Here is a 16894-nt window from a genome sequence, read left to right on the forward strand (position 1 = left end):
CAACAAGGAGGCTTCCCATGCTGCGCATGCAAAACCTGAGCAAGATCTACCGCACCCACATGATCGAAACGCACGCGCTGCGCGGCTTCGAGATCCACGTTCGCCAGGGCGAATTCGTCACCGTCACGGGACCGTCCGGCTCCGGCAAGACAAGCTTCCTGAACATCGCCGGGCTGCTCGAGGAATTCACCGATGGCGAATACATCCTCGACGGCGTCAACGTCAGGGGCATGGACGATAATGCCCGCTCGCGCCTGCGCAATGAAAAACTGGGCTTCATCTTCCAGGGTTTCAACCTGATTCCCGACCTGTCGCTGTTCGACAACGTCGACGTGCCGCTGCGCTACCGGGGCTTCAACAGCGCCGAGCGCCGCGAACGCATCGAGGATGCGCTGGCCAAGGTGGGACTGGCCTCGCGCATGAAGCATTATCCGGCCGAACTGTCGGGCGGGCAGCAACAACGCGTGGCGATCGCACGCGCGCTGGCCGGCTCGCCGAAACTGCTGCTGGCCGATGAACCGACGGGCAACCTGGACACGCAGATGGCGCGCGGCGTGATGGAACTGCTGGAGGATATCAACGCGCAAGGCACGACCATCCTGATGGTGACGCACGATCCCGAACTGGCGCTGCGTTCGCAACGCAACGTGCACATCATCGACGGCCAGGTGTCGGACCTGGTGCAGCATGGCGCCACGCTGTCGGCCAGGCCACAGCACGCGACCGCCTAGGAGCCGCCATGTTCCACTACTATTTCAAGCTGGGCCTGCGCAACCTGCGCCGCAATCCCGCCCTGACGGCATTGATGGTGCTGACCCTGGCTGTCGGCGTGGCCGCCAGCGTGGCCACCGTGACCATCCTGCACGCCATGTCGGGCGACCCCTTGCCGCACAAGAGCGACCGCATGTTCGTGCCGATGATCGACGTAGTTCCCTTGAAAGGCTATACGCCGGGCACCAAGCCCAGCTTCGGCCAGGCACAACTCGCCTATACCGATGCGAAGAACTTCATGGCCAGCAAGATAGGCATCCGCCGCAGCGTCATGTACGGCGTGGCCGGCCCCGTGGAACCGGCGCGCAGGGACCTCGGCGCCTTCCGGGCCCAGGGCCTGGCTCCCACACGCGATTTCTTTGCCATGTTTGAAGTGCCCTTCCTGTATGGCCAGCCATGGAGCGAGGCCGACGACGACAGCGGCGCCGACGTCATCGTCCTGAGCCGCGCCCTGGCGGAAAAGCTGCTGGGCACAGTCAATCCCGTGGGCCAGCGCGTGACGGTGCTGGGACGTCCCTATCTGGTCAGCGGCGTGCTCGCTCAGTGGGACCCCGTGCCGCGCGTGCACCGCATCATCGGCAGCAAGGGTGCTTTCGGCACGGAGGATGAATTCTTCATTCCGTTTGCCAGCGCCATTCGCCACGAAACGGGGCATGACGGCGGCATGGCCTGCAGCGGCGTCGAGCGCAGCCCCGGTTACCAGGGTATCCTGGCATCGGACTGCACCTGGCTGCAATTCTGGTTTGAAATGGCCAGCGCCGGCGAACGGAGCGAACTGCAGGCTTATCTCGACAGCTATGCGGCCGAACAGCGCAAGCTGGGCCGCATGCCGCGCCATGCGCCCAACATGCTGTACGACGTCAGGCAGTGGCTCGATTTCCTGAACGTTGTCGACAACGACAACAAGCTGGCCGCCTGGCTGGCCTTCGGCTTCCTGCTGCTCTGCCTGGTCAACACCATCGGCCTGCTGCTGGCCAAGTTCTCCGTGCGGGCGGCGGAAGTCGGCATCCGCCGCGCGCTGGGCGCCACGCAGCGCGACATCTTCCGCCAGTTCCTCATTGAGACAGGCGTCATCGGGCTGGCCGGCGGCGTGCTGGGCCTGTTGCTGGCCTATGCCGCCCTGGCCGTGGTGAGTTCGCAGTCGAAAGAGCTGGGCACCGTGGCGCACCTGGATGTCCCGATGCTGCTGCTGACGTTTGCCGTTTCCGTACTGGCGGCCTTGCTCGCAGGGCTGTTGCCCACCTGGCGCGCCTGCCAGGTCACGCCGGCCATGCAGCTCAAATCCCAATGACACCCACCTTTTCACAATGAGGCCCAACATGGAAATCCGCCCCATCCTGTCGGCGCTGATGCGCAACAAGACCGGCGCCGTGCTCGTCGCCGTGCAAGTCGCCATCAGCCTCGCCATCCTGGCCAACGCCTTGTACATCGTCAACCTGCGCCAGGCCATCGCCGCCCGTCCCACCGGCGTGGTAGCCGAAAACGACATCTTCTATGTCAAAGTCCAGAGCATGGACAAAGGCAGCCCGCAACGCCAGATAGCCGAGCAGAAGCGCCAGGCCGCGATACTGCGCGCCCTGCCGGGCGTGGTCTCCGTGGCGCAAACCACGCAGGCGGTTCTGTCGCGCTCCGGCAGCAGCACCAACGTCGCGGCCAAACGCGGACAGGCCGCGGCCAGCGCCAGCACCTCGATGTACGTCACGCCCGATTCGCTGGTCAAGACATATGGATTGAAGCTGGTGGAAGGGCGCGATTTCCATGCCGACGAGGTCCCGGAAATCAATGAAGACGTCGATGAAAGCTTCCCCAAGGTGGTGATCGTGACGCGCGCCGCGGCGCAAAAGATCTGGCCCGGCGAAACCAGCTTTGTCGGCAAACCCCTGTTCAATGGCACCGGCGACAACGATGACGAGATGCGCGTGATCGGCGTGGTGGAACGGCTGCAGACCCAGGTCGGCCAGGTCGGCGCCCAGGGCGAGTATTCGATCATCCTGCCGGCGCGCCTGACGGGCGGGCGCGATTCGCTGCTATTTGCCGTGCGGGCAGAACCAGGCCAGCGCGACCGCCTGATGAAAGAGGCGGAACAAGCGATCCGCAAGTCCAGCAGCGAGCGCCTGCTGGTGCGCACGGATACCCTGGAACAGCACCGCAAATCACGTTATCTGGCCGACCGGGGCTTGTCCTGGATGCTCATCGCCGTCAGCACCCTGCTGCTGCTGGTGACGGCCAGCGGCATCGTCGGCATCGCCAGCCTGTGGGTCTCGCAGCGGCGCAAGCAGATCGGCGTGCGGCGCGCGCTCGGCGCGCGCCGCATCGACATCCTGCGCTATTTCCTGACCGAGAATTTCATGATCACCAGCGTCGGCGTGGCATGCGGCGTGCTGCTGGCATTGGGCTTGAACCAGCTGCTGGTAAGCCAGCTGGAAATGGCGCGCCTGCCGCCCGGCTATCTGGTGGCCGGTGCGCTGGTGTTCTGGCTGCTGGGCGTGGGCGCCGTGTACGGTCCGGCATGGCGCGCGGCCAGTATTTCGCCGGCCACTGCCACCCGCAGTACCTGAGCCGGCACCTGAGTGATATGCTGCGCGCATGCCTACCGTACTGATTATTGACGACAATGCCGCCGTGGCCATCGCGCTCGACGTGCTGTTCTCCCTGCACGAGATCGACGCCGTGCGCGCCGCCTCGCCCGAGGAAGGCCTGCAGCTGCTCGAACGCCACGCCATCGATCTGGTGGTGCAGGACATGAACTTCACGGCCGACACCACCTCGGGCGAGGAAGGCAGCGCGCTGTTCCACGCCATCCGCGCGCGCTACCCGGACCTGCCCGTGGTCCTGCTGACGGCCTGGACGCAGCTCGACGCGGCCGTCGACCTGATCAAGTCCGGCGCGGCCGACTACCTGGCCAAGCCATGGGACGACCGACGCCTGATCGCCAGCGTGCAGAACCTGCTGGAGCTGGGACAAGCCAACCGCGCGCTGCGCCAGCGCGTGGTGGCCGAGCAGCGCCAGCGCCATGCTCTGGAACACGACTTCGACCTGCGCGGCATGGTGTGGCAAGACCCGGCCACCGAACGCGTGGTGCACCTGGCGTGCCAGGTGGCGCGCGCCGACGTGCCCGTGCTCATTTCGGGGCCGAACGGCAGCGGCAAGGAACGCATCGCCGCCATCGTGCAAGCCAATTCCCAGGTCGCCAGCGGTCCTTTCGTGGTGCTCAATTGCGGCGCGGTGCCGGTGGACCTGATCGAGGCGGAACTGTTCGGTGCCGAGGCCGGCGCGTACACGGGCATCACCCGCGCGCGCGACGGCAAGTTCGATGCGGCCGACGGCGGCACGCTGTTCCTCGACGAGATAGGCAACCTGCCGCTGGCCGGGCAAATGAAGCTGCTGCGCGTGCTGGAAACGGGACGCTTCGAGCGCCTCGGCTCGAACCGCGAGCGGCAGGTGAAAGTGCGCGTCATCAGCGCCAGCAACGCCGACCTGCCGGCGATGATCAAGGCCGGCACGTTCCGCGAAGACCTGTTTTACCGCCTGAACGTGATCGAACTGCGCCTGCCGCCGCTGGCCCAGCGCCCGCTTGACATCCTGGTACTGGCGCGGCATTTCCTGGGCAGCGAGAAAACGCTCGATGCGCAGGCGCAGGCGACCCTGCTGGCCCATGGCTGGCCGGGCAATGTGCGCGAACTGAAAAACGTCATGCAGCGCGCCAGCCTGCTGACGGCAGGTCCCGTGATCCGCGCGCAGGAGACGGGCTTGCCGCTGGCAGGCGTGCCATCGCTGCGCGCGCCGCAGGATGGCGCCGCGACGGAGCCGGACCGCGACAGCGTCACCGCGGCGCTGGCGCGCGCGCAAGGCGTGGTGGCGCAGGCGGCGCAGGAACTGGGGCTGTCGCGCCAGGCGCTGTACCGGCGCATGGAACGCCTGGGCATCGCGCGCGGCTGATGGCAAACCGCCCCATGCGCCTCTCCCTGCTCACGCGCTGGACGGCGCTGATCGTTACCTTGCTGGTACTGGGCATCGTCATCGCCCTGCTGCTCGCGCATTTTTTACCCGACCAGCCGCTGCTGGTGCTGGCGGGTACCCTGCTGTGCGTGTTGCCGGTCGCCGTCATTACCATCCGCGCGCAGCTGCAGGCGATGCTGTCGCTGTTTCGCGCCCTGAGCGGCACGGTCGCCAGCTACCAGGACGGCGACTTCGGCTTCAGCTTGCGCTGGCCGCAGAACGATGAACTGGCCGACCTGGTGGCGGCCCACAATGCGCTCGGCGACGTGCTGCGCAAGCAGCGCCTGGACCTGGTGCAGCGCGAACTGCTGCTCGACACCATGGTGCAAAACACGCCGGTGGCCATGCTGCTGGTGGCCGAGGGCAGCGCCATCGTCTACGCCAACCTGGCCGCGCGCCAGCTGCTGCACCATGGCCGCCGGCTCGAAGGGCATCACCTGGCCGACATCGTGCAGCAGGCGGCACCGGCCTTGGCCGAGGCGCTCGCGCGCCGCAACGACGGCCTGTTTACCAGCGGCGAGGGGGAACAGGAAGAGGTGTATCACCTGGCGCGGCGCAGCTTCAGCCTGAACGGGCGCAAGCACGAACTGCTGCTGTTGCGCCAGCTGACACTGGAACTGCGCCGCCAGGAAGTGCAGACCTGGAAAAAAGTCATCCGCGTCATCAGCCATGAACTCAACAACTCGCTGGCGCCGCTGGCCTCGCTGGCCCATTCCGGTGCCGAACTGGTACGCCGCGGCCAGACGGAACGCCTGCCGCAAATCCTCGCCACCATCGAAGAGCGCACGCGCCACCTGGAAACCTTCATCCTCGGCTATGCGCGCTTTGCCAAGCTGCCCGCGCCGCGCCTGGCGCCGTGCGAGTGGCAGCCTTTCCTCGATGGCCTGGCCTCGCAGGCGGCCTTCAGGCTCGACTGCCCGCCGCCCGCGCAGGCGGCCGTGTTCGATGCGGCGCAAATGCAGCAGGCACTGCTGAACCTGCTCAAGAATGCGCTGGAATCGGGCTCGCGGGAAGAGCACATCGGCCTGCACGTCAGCCTGGCGCAAGGGCAGTTGCGCATCGAAGTGCGCGACCGCGGCCCGGGCATGAGCGGCGCCGTGCTGGAAAACGCGCTGGTGCCGTTTTATTCCACCAAGCGCAGCGGCACGGGACTTGGCCTGGCGCTGGCGCGCGAAATCGCCGAAGCCCATGGCGGGCGCATCACGCTGGCCAACCGCGAGGACGGCGGCCTGGCGGTAACTCTAATTCTTCCCTTGCTGGACAGAAATTAGTTACTGGCGCAACGATTTTTCCATCACATGCTGCGCAATTATTTTTCAGTATTATATTGATAATTAGAGTTTTTAATATTGCAACATAACGAGCGCCATGCCCGTGTATTAGAAATAAGCTATTTAAGTTTGCATAATGATATAAAAATAGCTCATTGACAATGAAATGTCCTGGCGATAATTTATCTGAGCGGTACGGTTTTTTTGAAACATTAATCGTTTTTTCGCGGGGATAAAAATGAAACTGAAATCACTCATAGCAGTAGCACTCTTGAGCGCGGCTACCATCGGCGTAGCGCAGGCGACAGCGTACAACGTGGACCTGACCAACACCACCGGCAACCTGTGGACGGGCGGCTTCAACGCCACGCCCGATCCGCTCGGCGCCTTTACCGACACCTTCACCTTCACGCCCGACGCCACGTTCGGTTCGACCGCGCAAGCCTTCCTGGCCAACCTGTCGGTCACGGGCAGCGATGCTTCGTCCATCAACTTCAGCAGTGCCAACCTGAACGGCATCGCCCTGACGGGCTTTGGCGGACCCACCGTCTTCGGCTATGCCCAGGGCGAAGTGCTAGCGCCAACCAACCTGCTGTTCAACGGCCCGATGGTCCTGACCGTGATGGGCAACAGCAATGGCGGCAGCTATGGCGGCACCTTCAACCTGAACCTGGCTCCCGTTCCTGAACCAGAAACCTATGGCATGCTGCTGGCCGGCCTGGGCGTACTGGGCTTCCTGGCACGACGCCGCAAGCAATCTTGAGCTCCCCACCAAAAAGACGCTGCGGCGTCTTTTTTTCAGCCGGCTGCTAAACTGGCGCCATGACGACCGACTTCACCTCCACCAGCCATACCGCTTTCAGCCACCCGGGCCACCCGCCTGCCACCACCACCGAACACCGCGGCATCCGCTACCTGCACCTGGGGACCAAGTGGGTGCAGGGCGCCATGCGCCTGGACAAACCCGACGCCATCGAGCTCGAATACGTGCAGATGATGATGATGTGGATGCTGTTCAAGACGCAGCCCAAACGCATCGTGCAGCTGGGCCTGGGCAGCGCCGCGCTGACCAAATTCAGCTACCGCCGCTTCCCCGACGCCACGGTCACGGCCATCGAACTCAATCCGAACGTGATCGCCATCTGCGGCGCCCAGTTCGCGCTGCCGCCGAACGACGCGCGCCTCGACGTGCGCGAAATGAATGCGCTCGACTTCGTGCTTGATCCGGCCAACCACGGCACCGTCGATGCGCTGCAAGTGGACCTGTACGACGAAGACGCGCGCGGCCCCGTGCTCGACACGCCCGAGTTCTACCAGGCTTGCTTCGACTGCCTGACGGACGACGGCATCATGTGCACGAATGTCTTCGGCGACTTCCCCAACTACGACAAGAATCTGCAGGCGATGGAGCTGGTTTTCGACGCCGTCGTCTGGGTGCCGGAAATGGAAGATGAAAACATCGTCGTGCTGGCCTTCAAAAAATCGCCGTCGCTCGACTTCAGCGATTTATACGAACGCGCCGCCACCATCAAGAAGCAGTTCAACCTGCCCGCCAAGAACTGGGTCAACGGCTTGAAGCAGTGGATGCAGGACCAGCAATAAGGTAGCTGCATCACGCCGGCAGCAACCTACCCAGGCGGCGCGCCAGGCCATCCATGTTCTCGGCCGGCACCTGGGCATAACCGAGCAGGAAACCATTCCAGCCCCCCGCATCTCCCGTGCCATGCGCGGACAGGGCCAGCGCCACGATGCCGTCCTGCGCGGCGCTGCGGCTCAGCGCCAGGTCATCCCATGCGCCATCATGGAAACGCAGTGCCAGGTGCATGCCGGCCGTGCCGCCATGGATGGATGCGCCCGCGCACGCATGGCGCTGCAGCGCCTCGCTCAAGGCATCGCGGCGCTGGCGATACAGCCGGCGCATGCGCCGCACGTGGCGCGCAAACAGGCCGCTGCGCAGGAACTCGGCCAGCGCCAGCTGTTCCGCCACCCTCCCCCGCGCGGCACCCTGCGCCTGCATCTGTGCGAAGACCCCGGCCAGCGCGGCCGGCACGACGATAAAGGCGATGCGCAAGGCGGGAAACATGGTCTTGCTGAAGGTACCCAGGTACACGACGGGCGCGTCAGCCACCAGTCCCTGCATCGCGGCCAGGGGTGGGCCGCCATGGCGAAACTCGCTGTCGTAATCGTCTTCGATAATCAGGGCGCCGGCCACGCGGGCGCGTTCGAGCAGCGCCATGCGGCGCGCGGGACTGAGCACGCTGCCCGTCGGATACTGGTGCGACGGCGTGGTGTAGATGAGGCGCGGCGGCGTGTCGCGCCAGTCGTCATCCGTCGGTGCGATGCCGTCCATGTCGACCGCGATACCGGTCACCTGCAAGCCCGCGCCACGGCCCGCCGCCAGCGCGCCGCCATAGCCTGGATGCTCGATCCACAAGGTGTCGCCCTGGTCGGCAAAGGCGCGCAGGCAGACATCGAGGCTGCTTTGCGTGCCGTCCGTGATGAACACCTGGCCCGCATCGCAGACGACGCCGCGCGCGGCGCGCAAATGCTCGGCAATGGCCATGCGCAACGACGGCTCGCCGGCCGGGTCGCCGTAATTGAGCTGGCGCGGCGTCAGCGCGCGCCAGGCGCGGTCCAGCATGCGCCGCCACTGCGCCAGCGGAAACTCATCGAGCGCCGGTACGCCAGGCGCAAACGCGCCCATGGCGTCGGCGGGAAACACGACCGACGCATTCACATCCTGTCCCGCCACGCCGCGCAAATGCCGCGCGCGGCGGGACAAGCCACCGTTGCCCCCTGCCGCAGGCGCGGCCGCAGGCACACCGGCGCTGCCGGCGACGACGGTGCCGCGCCGGTCCGGCAAGACAAATCCTTCGCTGGCCAGCTGCTCGTAGGCGTACAGCACGGTATTGCGCGCCAGTCCCAGTGCGGCCGCCAGCACGCGCGTGGCGGCCAGCCGCGTGCCGGGCGCCAGCTGGCCGCCGCGGATCGCCGCGCGCAGGCATTCATGCAGCAGGCGCTGGCGCGACCAGCCCCGCCCGCGGTGCGTGCGCTCGAACGCATTCAGCAGCAAAGCGAAGTCCATGCTTCCCCTTCATTGTGGCTCTAAATTATTTATCGGTTCTGGATCTTTTTTCAGGGCCAGATGCCGATTATAGTGCGACCTGCTTCTTCAACCAACGGGACTTCCACCATGACCGCTACCGCCCTGCCCCCCAGCCCCCGCACCCGCGTGCGCCGCGTCGCCGAACTGGCCAGCTATGAACAGACCACCCTGCACGCCATCCTCGATGCCGCCTATCTGTGCCATATCGCTTTTCGCGACGACAAGGGCAGCCATTGCATCCCGACCGCCTGCTGGCGCATCGGCGGCCACCTGTACATCCATGGCTCGAACGGCAGCCGCATGCTCAAGCAGCTCTTGCTCGACGGCGGCGCGTGCGTGACGGTCAGCCATCTCGACGGCCTGGTGCTGGCGCGCTCCGCCTTCAATCACACCATGAACTACCGCTCGGCGATGGTGTATGGGCAGTTTGAGAAAGTAAGCGACATCGGCCAGCAGCATGCGGCCATGGACGCGCTGATGGAGAAGCTGGCGCCAGGACGCCTGACACAGGTGCGCGGCGGCAGCACCAAGGAGTACGCGGCCACCACCGTGCTGCGCATCGCGCTCGACGAATGCGCCGTCAAGCAGCGCACGGGCGGCCCGCTCGACGATGCGGGCGACATGGCGCATGCCGTCTGGACGGGCGAACTGCCCTTTACGCACGGCCGTGGCGCGGCCATCGCCGATGCGCTCAACACCTGCGACATACCCGCGTATGCCGCCGCCTGGGGTACGGAATCCGCTTGACCGGCCAGCGTGCTTGCCCGATGATCGGCGTTGATGGCGATCGCCACCAATTGACCAACCGATCCAATCACGCATGGAGCAAATGATGATGAAGCGAGTATCCCTGGCCACGGCCCTGACGGTCATGCTGGCCTGTGGCGGCAGCGGCGCGGCGCTGGCTGCCGATGCGGGCGACGCGGCCCTGAAGGCCGCCATCGCCGGCAGTGCGCGCACGCCGGCCAACGCGCTGCGCGACAGCGCCCGCCACCCGTATGAAACGCTGACGTTTTTCGGCATCAAGCCGACCATGACGGTGGTGGAGCTAGCGCCCGGCGGCGGCTGGTACACGGAAATCCTGGCGCCCTACCTGCGCGACCACGGCAAGCTGATCGCCGCCGGCAACGACCCGCAGTCAAGCAGCGAAGGTGCACGCCGTGGCGCGGCGCGCTTCCAGCAAAAACTCGACGCCAACCCGAGCGCTTTCGGCAAGGTGGAACTCGGCGCCTTCGCACCCCCCACCACCTACCGCATCGCGCCCAAGGGCACGGCCGACATGGTGCTGACCTTCCGCAATATCCACAACTGGATACCGATCGGCGACGAGGGCATGAAAACCCTGTTCAAGGAAGTGTATGACAGCCTGAAACCGGGCGGCGTGTTCGGCGTCGTCGAACACCGCCTGCCGGCGAACAAGGCGCAGGATGCCACGGCCAGCAGCGGCTACATGCACGAAGCGTATGTGATCAAGCTGGCCGAAAGCGCAGGCTTCAAACTGGCGGCCAAGTCGGAAATCAACGCCAATCCCAAGGATACGGCGGACCATGAGGGCGGCGTCTGGGCACTGCCGCCCACCTACGCCAACAAGGATGTGGAGCGCGCCAAGTACACGGCCATCGGCGAGAGCGACCGCATGACCCTGAAGTTCGTCAAGCCATAGCGTAAAAAAGGCCACCTTGCGGTGGCCTTCTGCTTTTACTTCTTGCCTTCCTTCGCCTTCACCGGCACCAGGCTCAAGTCCTGGAAGTCATAGCTGAAATCCGTCTCGGCCGACACGGGCGCCATCTTCACGCGGTCGATGCTGCCATCGGGATTGAGCGAAAACGTCACGTACGCATCGGCGTTGAAATTGCGCTCTTTCCAGCGCACGATGAAGGTGTCGTGCTGCCAGTGTTCCAGCTCGCCCGTCAGGTCCGGCGTGCGCGTGAAGCTGAGGATGTGTTTTTTTCCTTCCGGCTTGATCACGACCTTGCCATACCAGGCATCCTCGTACTCACCGTCGTACGCCGCCAGCGGCAGCGACGGCTGCGATTTGGCTGCGCGCGCGCTCGACGCCTTGCCCTGCTTTTTGACTTCCTCGGCATGCTGGTCCTGCTCCACCTTGGCCACCAGCGCCAGCCAGTCCGACGGCGCCGCCTGCAGGTAATGGTCGAGGATGCGCCATTGCAGCGCCGTCATGGAACCGCCATTTTCCGCATTGGTCAGAATGGCCACGCCCAGTTTTGCTTCCGGCACCATCACCACGCGCGAATAAAATCCCTGCAGCGCGCCGCCGTGCATGGCCACTTTCATGCCCTTGTAGTCGCGCAGCTGGAAGCCCAGGCCATATGCGCTGAAGTTCGGCTTCGTCGCGGCCAGCGCCGGCTTCGGCTCGGCAATCTTGATCGGCGTTTGCGCCGTCCACATTTCGCGGCCCTGCTTTTCGCTGAACAAACGCGCTTCCTTGCCGTCCTTGTCCTTCACGCCGGCGATCTTGCCGCCGTCGAGCAGCACCATCATCCACTTGGCGATATCTTCCGCATTCGTGTTGATGCCGACGGCGCCCACGGCGTTCGGCACAGGCATGGACTTGACGGCGGTGATCTTGCCGTCGATCTTGCTGTGAGCACTGGCGACGTCGGGCTTGCCCACGTTTTCAAGCAGGCTGGTGGTGGTGCCCGTCATGCCCAGCGGCGCCAGGATGCGCTCATGCATGGCCTCGCCCCAGCTCTTGCCCGCCTTGTCGGCGATGATCTTGCCGGCCACGATATACAGCAGGTTATCGTAGGCATAGCTGTTGCGAAAACTCGTGGCCGGGCGGATGTAGCGCAGCTTCTCGATGATCTCGTCGGTGCTGAAGGTGGTGGTCGGCCACCACAGCAAGTCGCCCGCGCCCAGACCCAGGCCGCTGCGGTGCGTCAGCAGGTCGCGCACGGTCATGGCGCCCGTCACGTAGGAATCGTGCATCTGGAAGCCGGGAAGGTGCTTGGTGACGGGATCGTCCCAGGCCAGCTTGCCATCGTCGACCAGCATGGCCAGCGCGGCGGCCGTGAAGCCCTTCGAGTTCGATGCTACCTCGAACAGGGTCTGCGCATCGACAGCGGCCGGCTCGCCGAGTTTACGCACGCCAAAGCCCCTGGCGGTGATGACCTTGCCGTCCTTGACGATGGCGATCGCCATGCCGGGCACGTCGAACACTTTCAGTGCGGTGGCGACGTCGCGGTCAAGGTCGAAGGCGGGCGCCGGCGCGGATGCGGCGGCAGCGACAGGTACGGCATCGGCTGCCAGCACCGGCACGGTGATGCCGGAAAACGCCAGCATGATGGCGGCGGCGAGACGGTTCATGGTATGCATGGTCAGGATGTCCAAAGAAGGTTCAATGCGCTTGCGCGGCCATCAATTTATCGACGCTTTCCTGCGTCACCGGGTGGTAGCGTTCGCGCGCCTGCGCATACACGTCCTTGGCCCAGGCATGGCCCTGCGGCGTCTTCATCAAGGCGCTGTACAGGGGCACGACGAACTTCTGACGGCCCACGCTCATCAGGAACGCCTGCAAGGGCTGGCGCACGTCATAGCCGGCGTTCACGGAGGCCAGATAAAAGCGGTAGGCCACTTCATTGTTGCCGCTCTTGCCCACGCCGTAGACCTGGTCCAGCTCACGCAATTGCGCCGCGCTGGCCTTGTTGTTGATATCGTTCAGGAAGTGCATCGATTCGATGGCGATCCACTTGTCCATGCCCAGGTCCTTCGTCGCCAGCTCGCCTTTCAGCCAGGCGTCGCGGTGCTGGTCGAGCAGCGCCAGGCGCGGCGAGACGACGCGCTGCGCGCTGGCCGGCACGCCGGTGCCATACAGCCATTCATCGAGTTCCGCTTCCGGCATGACGTCCGGATGCTGCGCCAGCAGGTTCTTGCGCAGGTAGGAGATGAACTGCTCCGTCGTCACGCTCTGGAACGCGTGCTGGTCGAACCAGCCGCGCAGGAAGGGGTCGAATACGGCGCGGCCGGCACGGCGCTCCATGGTCGCCAGGAACCAGGCGCCTTTCGGGTAGATGATGCCGTCGTCCGTGTACGTTTCCGCCGGATTGGCGTCCGCATCGCGCGTGATCAATGCCGTTTTCGCTGCCGGCAATTCCTTGATCGAGGCCGCCAGTTCTTCCTGGTCGACCTGCACGCCCATCTGCGCCACTTCGCTGCCATACAGCTGTTCGACGATGCGCGTCGTGACGTAGGTGGTAAAGCCTTCGTTGAGCCACATGTGCTTCCACGACGCGTTGGTGACCAGATTGCCCGACCACGAGTGGGCCAGTTCATGCGCGATCAGGTCGACCAGGCTGCGGTCGCCCGCAATCATGGTCGGTGTGAGGAAGGTCAGGCGCGGGTTTTCCATGCCGCCGTAGGGGAACGATGGCGGCAGCACGATCATGTCGTAGCGGCCCCAGCCATACGGGCCATACAGGGCCTCGGCGGCCTGGATCATCTTTTCCGTGTCGGCCAGCTCGTATTCGGCGGCCTTGATGCGCGGAGGTTCCGCATACACGGCCGAGCGGGGGCCGAGTTTACGCACTTCCAGTTCGCCGATGGCGATGGCCAGCAGGTACGAAGGAATCGGCTGCGGCATCCTGAATTTCCAGCCGCCCTTGCCCGTCGCCTTTTCATCATTCTCGGCGCTCATCACGACGCGCATGCCCGCTGGCGCATCGATGCGCGCGCTATAGGTAAAACGCACGGCCGGCGTATCCTGCGACGGCACCCACGAACGGGCATTGATGCTTTGCGACTGGCTGAACATGAAAGGCAGCTTGCCCGACATGGTCTGCTGCGGCGTGAGCCACTGCAGCGCGATGGCATTGGGGGCCGTGTGATAGTAGACGCGCACTTTGCCCGGCTGGCCCGAGGTGGTGATGCGCAGCGCCTGGCCTTTTTCCGGGTCGGCCTTGTCCAGCTGGTACGGCGCCATCTGCCATGCGCCGCGCTTGTCCTGTACCTGCACCTTCGCGATCGACAGGTCGCGCGTATCGAGCACCAGGGTGCGCGCCGCCGGGTCGATCCAGTTCAAGGACAGCTCGGCATAGCCGCTCAAGGTCTTTTGCTTGAAATCCGCTTTCAGATCCAGCTGCAGGTCGCGCGTGCGCACCTGGTCGTAGCGCGCGTAGCTGAGCGGGTCGGCGTGCGCGGCCAGGGTCACCTGGCAAAGTAGCGCACAGCCCAGCGCGCGCAGGAAGGTCAAAGTTTGCATGGTCGTCTTTTGAATGATTTGCGAAAGCCCCGGTCCGTGTGCGCCGGGGCGTCGCGCAGAATAGCACTTCCAGCGCGGACCTGGCAGAAAAAGCGCCGGACTGGCCGGCGCTGTTTCCCTATTTTGCTTCCGGCCTGGCTTCGGCCTTGGCCTCGGGTGCCTTCAGCGGCACATTAACATCCTTCATCAGGTTGTTCTTGTCGCGGTCCTGCTTGAACAGCTCCAGGCGCGATGGCGTGATTTTTCTCGGCCAGGCGTTATTGCTGATGTCGATGTCGGCCGTCTCCCAGTACGGGTCCTGCACCAGCCCCACCATCGGCTCGTCCGTGATGATGACCTTGCTGATCTTGTGCGGCGAGTAGCGCCACACTTCGGCCGGCACGCGCTCGACAATCTTCTTGCCGCTTTTCAGTTCGATTTCCAGGATCAGCGGCATCACCAGGCCGCCGAGATTCGAGAAATCGACCAAGTACAGATGCTTTCCCATGTTGTGCTGTTCCAGCAGCTTTCTCTCCCATGGCTCCAGCGTTTCCTGTTCCTCCGCATAGCTGTTGCGGTCCTTGTTGGTGACCGTGAATTCATCGTGCCGGTTATAGAAATCCTTCAGCGCAGGATCGAGGTCGATCTTCTTCGGCAGCGCCTTGTTGCGCTGGTCCGAGATCGATATGGGCTGCGCGGCCTTCTGCGCCTTCTTCCACGCTTTTTCGATTTCCGGATTCTTCGTGCTCACGCCATATTCGCTGATGCCGTCGATGCTGATGTCGACCGCGTCGGTGGTATAGAACCAGCCGCGCCAGAACCAGTCCAGGTCGGTGCCGGACGCATCTTCCATGGTGCGGAAAAAGTCGGCGGGAGTCGGGCGTTTGAATTTCCAGCGCAAGGCGTACTGCTTGAAGGCGAAGTCGAACAGTTCGCGCCCGAGGATGGTCTCGCGCAGGATGTTGAGCGCCGTGGCCGGCTTGTCGTAGGCGTTCGCCGTGAACTGCAGCAAGGACTCGGAGTTGGTCATGATGGGTACCTGGTTCTGGCTGCGCATGTAGTCGACGATCTTGCGCGGCTCGCCATTCCAGGACGGAAAATGCTCTTCCCACGCCTGCTCGGCCAGGTACTGCAGGAAGGAATTCAGACCCTCGTCCATCCACGTCCACTGACGCTCGTCCGAGTTGACGATCATGGGAAAATAATTATGCCCCACTTCATGGATGATCACGCCGATCAGGTCATACTTGGTCGTCTTCGAATACGTGCGTTCCCCCGTCTTCTTGTCCTTCACGGGGCGCCCGCCATTGAACGAGATCATCGGATACTCCATGCCGCCGACGGCGCCGTTGACGGACATCGCGCTCGGATACGGATAGTCGAAACTGTACTTGTTGTACTGCTCGATCGCGTGCACGACGGCGCGCGTGCTGTACTGCTGCCACAGCGGATTGCCCTCGTTCGGATAGTAGGACATGGCCATCACGCGCTTGCCGCCGCTATTCAAACCTTGCGCATCCCAGATGAACTTGCGGCTCGACGCCCACGCCACGTCGCGCACATTGGCCGCCTTGAAGTGCCAGGTTTTCATGCCCGTGGCTTTGCCCTTTTCCGCCGCCATCGCCTCTTCCGGCGTGATCACCAGCAGCGGCGTATCGCTGTTTTTCGCCCGCGCCAGGCGCTCGCGCTGCGCCGCGCTCAAGACGGCGGCAGGATTTTGCAGCTCGCCCGTGGCGGCCACCACATGGTCGCCCGGCACCGTCAGATACAGCTCGTAATCGCCAAACTCCAGCGTGAATTCCCCTGAGCCGAGGAATTGCTTGTGCTGCCAGCCGACGGCGTCGTAATACGCGGCCATGCGCGGAAACCACTGCGCGATCTGGAAGATCGCGTTCTTGTCGTCCTCAAAATACTCGTAGCCGGAGCGTTCGACCAGCACCTTCTGGTCATTGATCTGATACGACCAGTCGATGTTGAACGTGATGCTCTGGCCAGGCGCCAGCGCCACCGGCAAATCGATGCGCAGCATGGTCTGGTTGACCACATACGGCAGCGGCTTGCCACTGGCCGCTTTCACGGCGGTGAGCTTGAAGCCGCCGTCAAATTCGCGGCCCGCATGGATGGCGCGCAAGTCCTCGAATTTCAGCGCCTCCTCTTCGCTGCTGCTGAGCCAGGCCTGGCGCGACGGCGCGCTCAGGACGCGGCGCTGGTCGGCATCCTTGCGCAAGCCATTCTGGTCCAGCTGCAGCCACAGATACGCAAGGCTGTCGGGCGAGCGGTTGTGATAGGTGATCTGCTCGCTGGCCGTGATTTCGCGGCGCGCTTCGTCCAGGGTAGCGCGGATTACGTAATCGGCGCGCTGCTGCCAGTAGGCGTGGCCAGGCGCGCCGGACGCCGTGCGGTAGGCATTCGGCGTGGGCAGCAATTCTTCGAGCTGGCGGAACTTGTCGTCGAAGGACGCGGCGGCGCACAGGCCGGACAAGGGAGCAAACAAGGTCAAACACAAGGCAAGCAAGCGGACAAGGACCGGCATGGCGCATTCCATCTGGG

The 16894-nt window shown here is 64.3% G+C and carries 13 protein-coding genes; 9 read left to right on the forward strand and 4 right to left on the reverse strand.

The annotated features are described in order from the left end of the window. Positions 1–17: 17 nt before the first annotated feature. From OX460_RS18520 to OX460_RS18550, 7 genes are all read left to right on the forward strand, one after another. Positions 18–731, forward strand: coding sequence for an ABC transporter ATP-binding protein (locus tag OX460_RS18520; RefSeq protein ID WP_251349402.1), 714 nt, complete (start codon positions 18–20; stop codon positions 729–731). 8 nt (positions 732–739) lie between these two features. Beyond that, positions 740–2062 (forward strand): ABC transporter permease, encoded by a 1323-nt coding sequence (locus OX460_RS18525; RefSeq protein ID WP_251349403.1) that lies wholly within the window; start codon positions 740–742, stop codon positions 2060–2062. A gap of 28 nt (positions 2063–2090) precedes the next feature. Then, positions 2091–3329, forward strand: a complete 1239-nt coding sequence (locus OX460_RS18530) for an FtsX-like permease family protein (RefSeq protein ID WP_289899533.1) — start codon at positions 2091–2093, stop codon at positions 3327–3329. Between the two features lie 28 nt (positions 3330–3357). Then, positions 3358–4710 carry a sigma-54 dependent transcriptional regulator gene (locus tag OX460_RS18535; RefSeq protein WP_099665748.1) on the forward strand — a complete coding sequence of 451 codons (1353 nt, stop codon included), beginning with the start codon at positions 3358–3360 and terminating at the stop codon, positions 4708–4710. Between the two features lie 14 nt (positions 4711–4724). After that, positions 4725–6041 carry a PAS domain-containing sensor histidine kinase gene (locus tag OX460_RS18540; protein WP_289899534.1) on the forward strand — a complete coding sequence of 439 codons (1317 nt, stop codon included), beginning with the start codon at positions 4725–4727 and terminating at the stop codon, positions 6039–6041. A gap of 238 nt (positions 6042–6279) precedes the next feature. Further along, positions 6280–6804, forward strand: a complete 525-nt coding sequence (locus OX460_RS18545; protein WP_289899535.1) for an FxDxF family PEP-CTERM protein — start codon at positions 6280–6282, stop codon at positions 6802–6804. A 59-nt stretch (positions 6805–6863) separates the two neighbouring features. Further along, complete coding sequence (locus OX460_RS18550) at positions 6864–7643, forward strand: spermidine synthase (RefSeq protein WP_289899536.1); 780 nt, start codon at positions 6864–6866, stop codon at positions 7641–7643. Positions 7644–7653: 10 nt separating this feature from the next. Here OX460_RS18550 and OX460_RS18555 read toward each other — a convergent pair whose 3' ends face one another. Beyond that, positions 7654–9126, reverse strand: a complete 1473-nt coding sequence (locus tag OX460_RS18555) for a PLP-dependent aminotransferase family protein (protein WP_289899537.1) — start codon at positions 9124–9126, stop codon at positions 7654–7656. A 60-nt stretch (positions 9127–9186) separates the two neighbouring features. Here OX460_RS18555 and OX460_RS18560 point away from each other — a divergent pair, with 60 nt between their 5' ends. After that, complete coding sequence (locus OX460_RS18560) at positions 9187–9894, forward strand: pyridoxamine 5'-phosphate oxidase family protein (protein WP_354669833.1); 708 nt, start codon at positions 9187–9189, stop codon at positions 9892–9894. Between the two features lie 88 nt (positions 9895–9982). Beyond that, positions 9983–10810, forward strand: a complete 828-nt coding sequence (locus tag OX460_RS18565) for a methyltransferase (protein WP_289899539.1) — start codon at positions 9983–9985, stop codon at positions 10808–10810. A 35-nt stretch (positions 10811–10845) separates the two neighbouring features. Here the strand turns inward: OX460_RS18565 and OX460_RS18570 are convergent, their stop codons facing one another. From OX460_RS18570 to OX460_RS18580, 3 genes are all read right to left on the reverse strand, one after another. Next, positions 10846–12483, reverse strand: a complete 1638-nt coding sequence (locus tag OX460_RS18570; protein WP_289899540.1) for a serine hydrolase — start codon at positions 12481–12483, stop codon at positions 10846–10848. A gap of 22 nt (positions 12484–12505) precedes the next feature. Beyond that, positions 12506–14365, reverse strand: coding sequence for a M1 family metallopeptidase (locus OX460_RS18575; protein ID WP_289899541.1), 1860 nt, complete (start codon positions 14363–14365; stop codon positions 12506–12508). A gap of 118 nt (positions 14366–14483) precedes the next feature. Further along, on the reverse strand, positions 14484–16877 hold the full coding sequence (locus OX460_RS18580) for a M1 family metallopeptidase (RefSeq protein WP_289899542.1): 2394 nt from the start codon (positions 16875–16877) through the stop codon (positions 14484–14486). Positions 16878–16894: the final 17 nt, after the last annotated feature.

This window comes from Janthinobacterium sp. SUN033 (genome assembly GCF_030397595.1).
Classification (GTDB): Bacteria; Pseudomonadota; Gammaproteobacteria; order Burkholderiales; family Burkholderiaceae_D; genus Janthinobacterium; species Janthinobacterium kumbetense.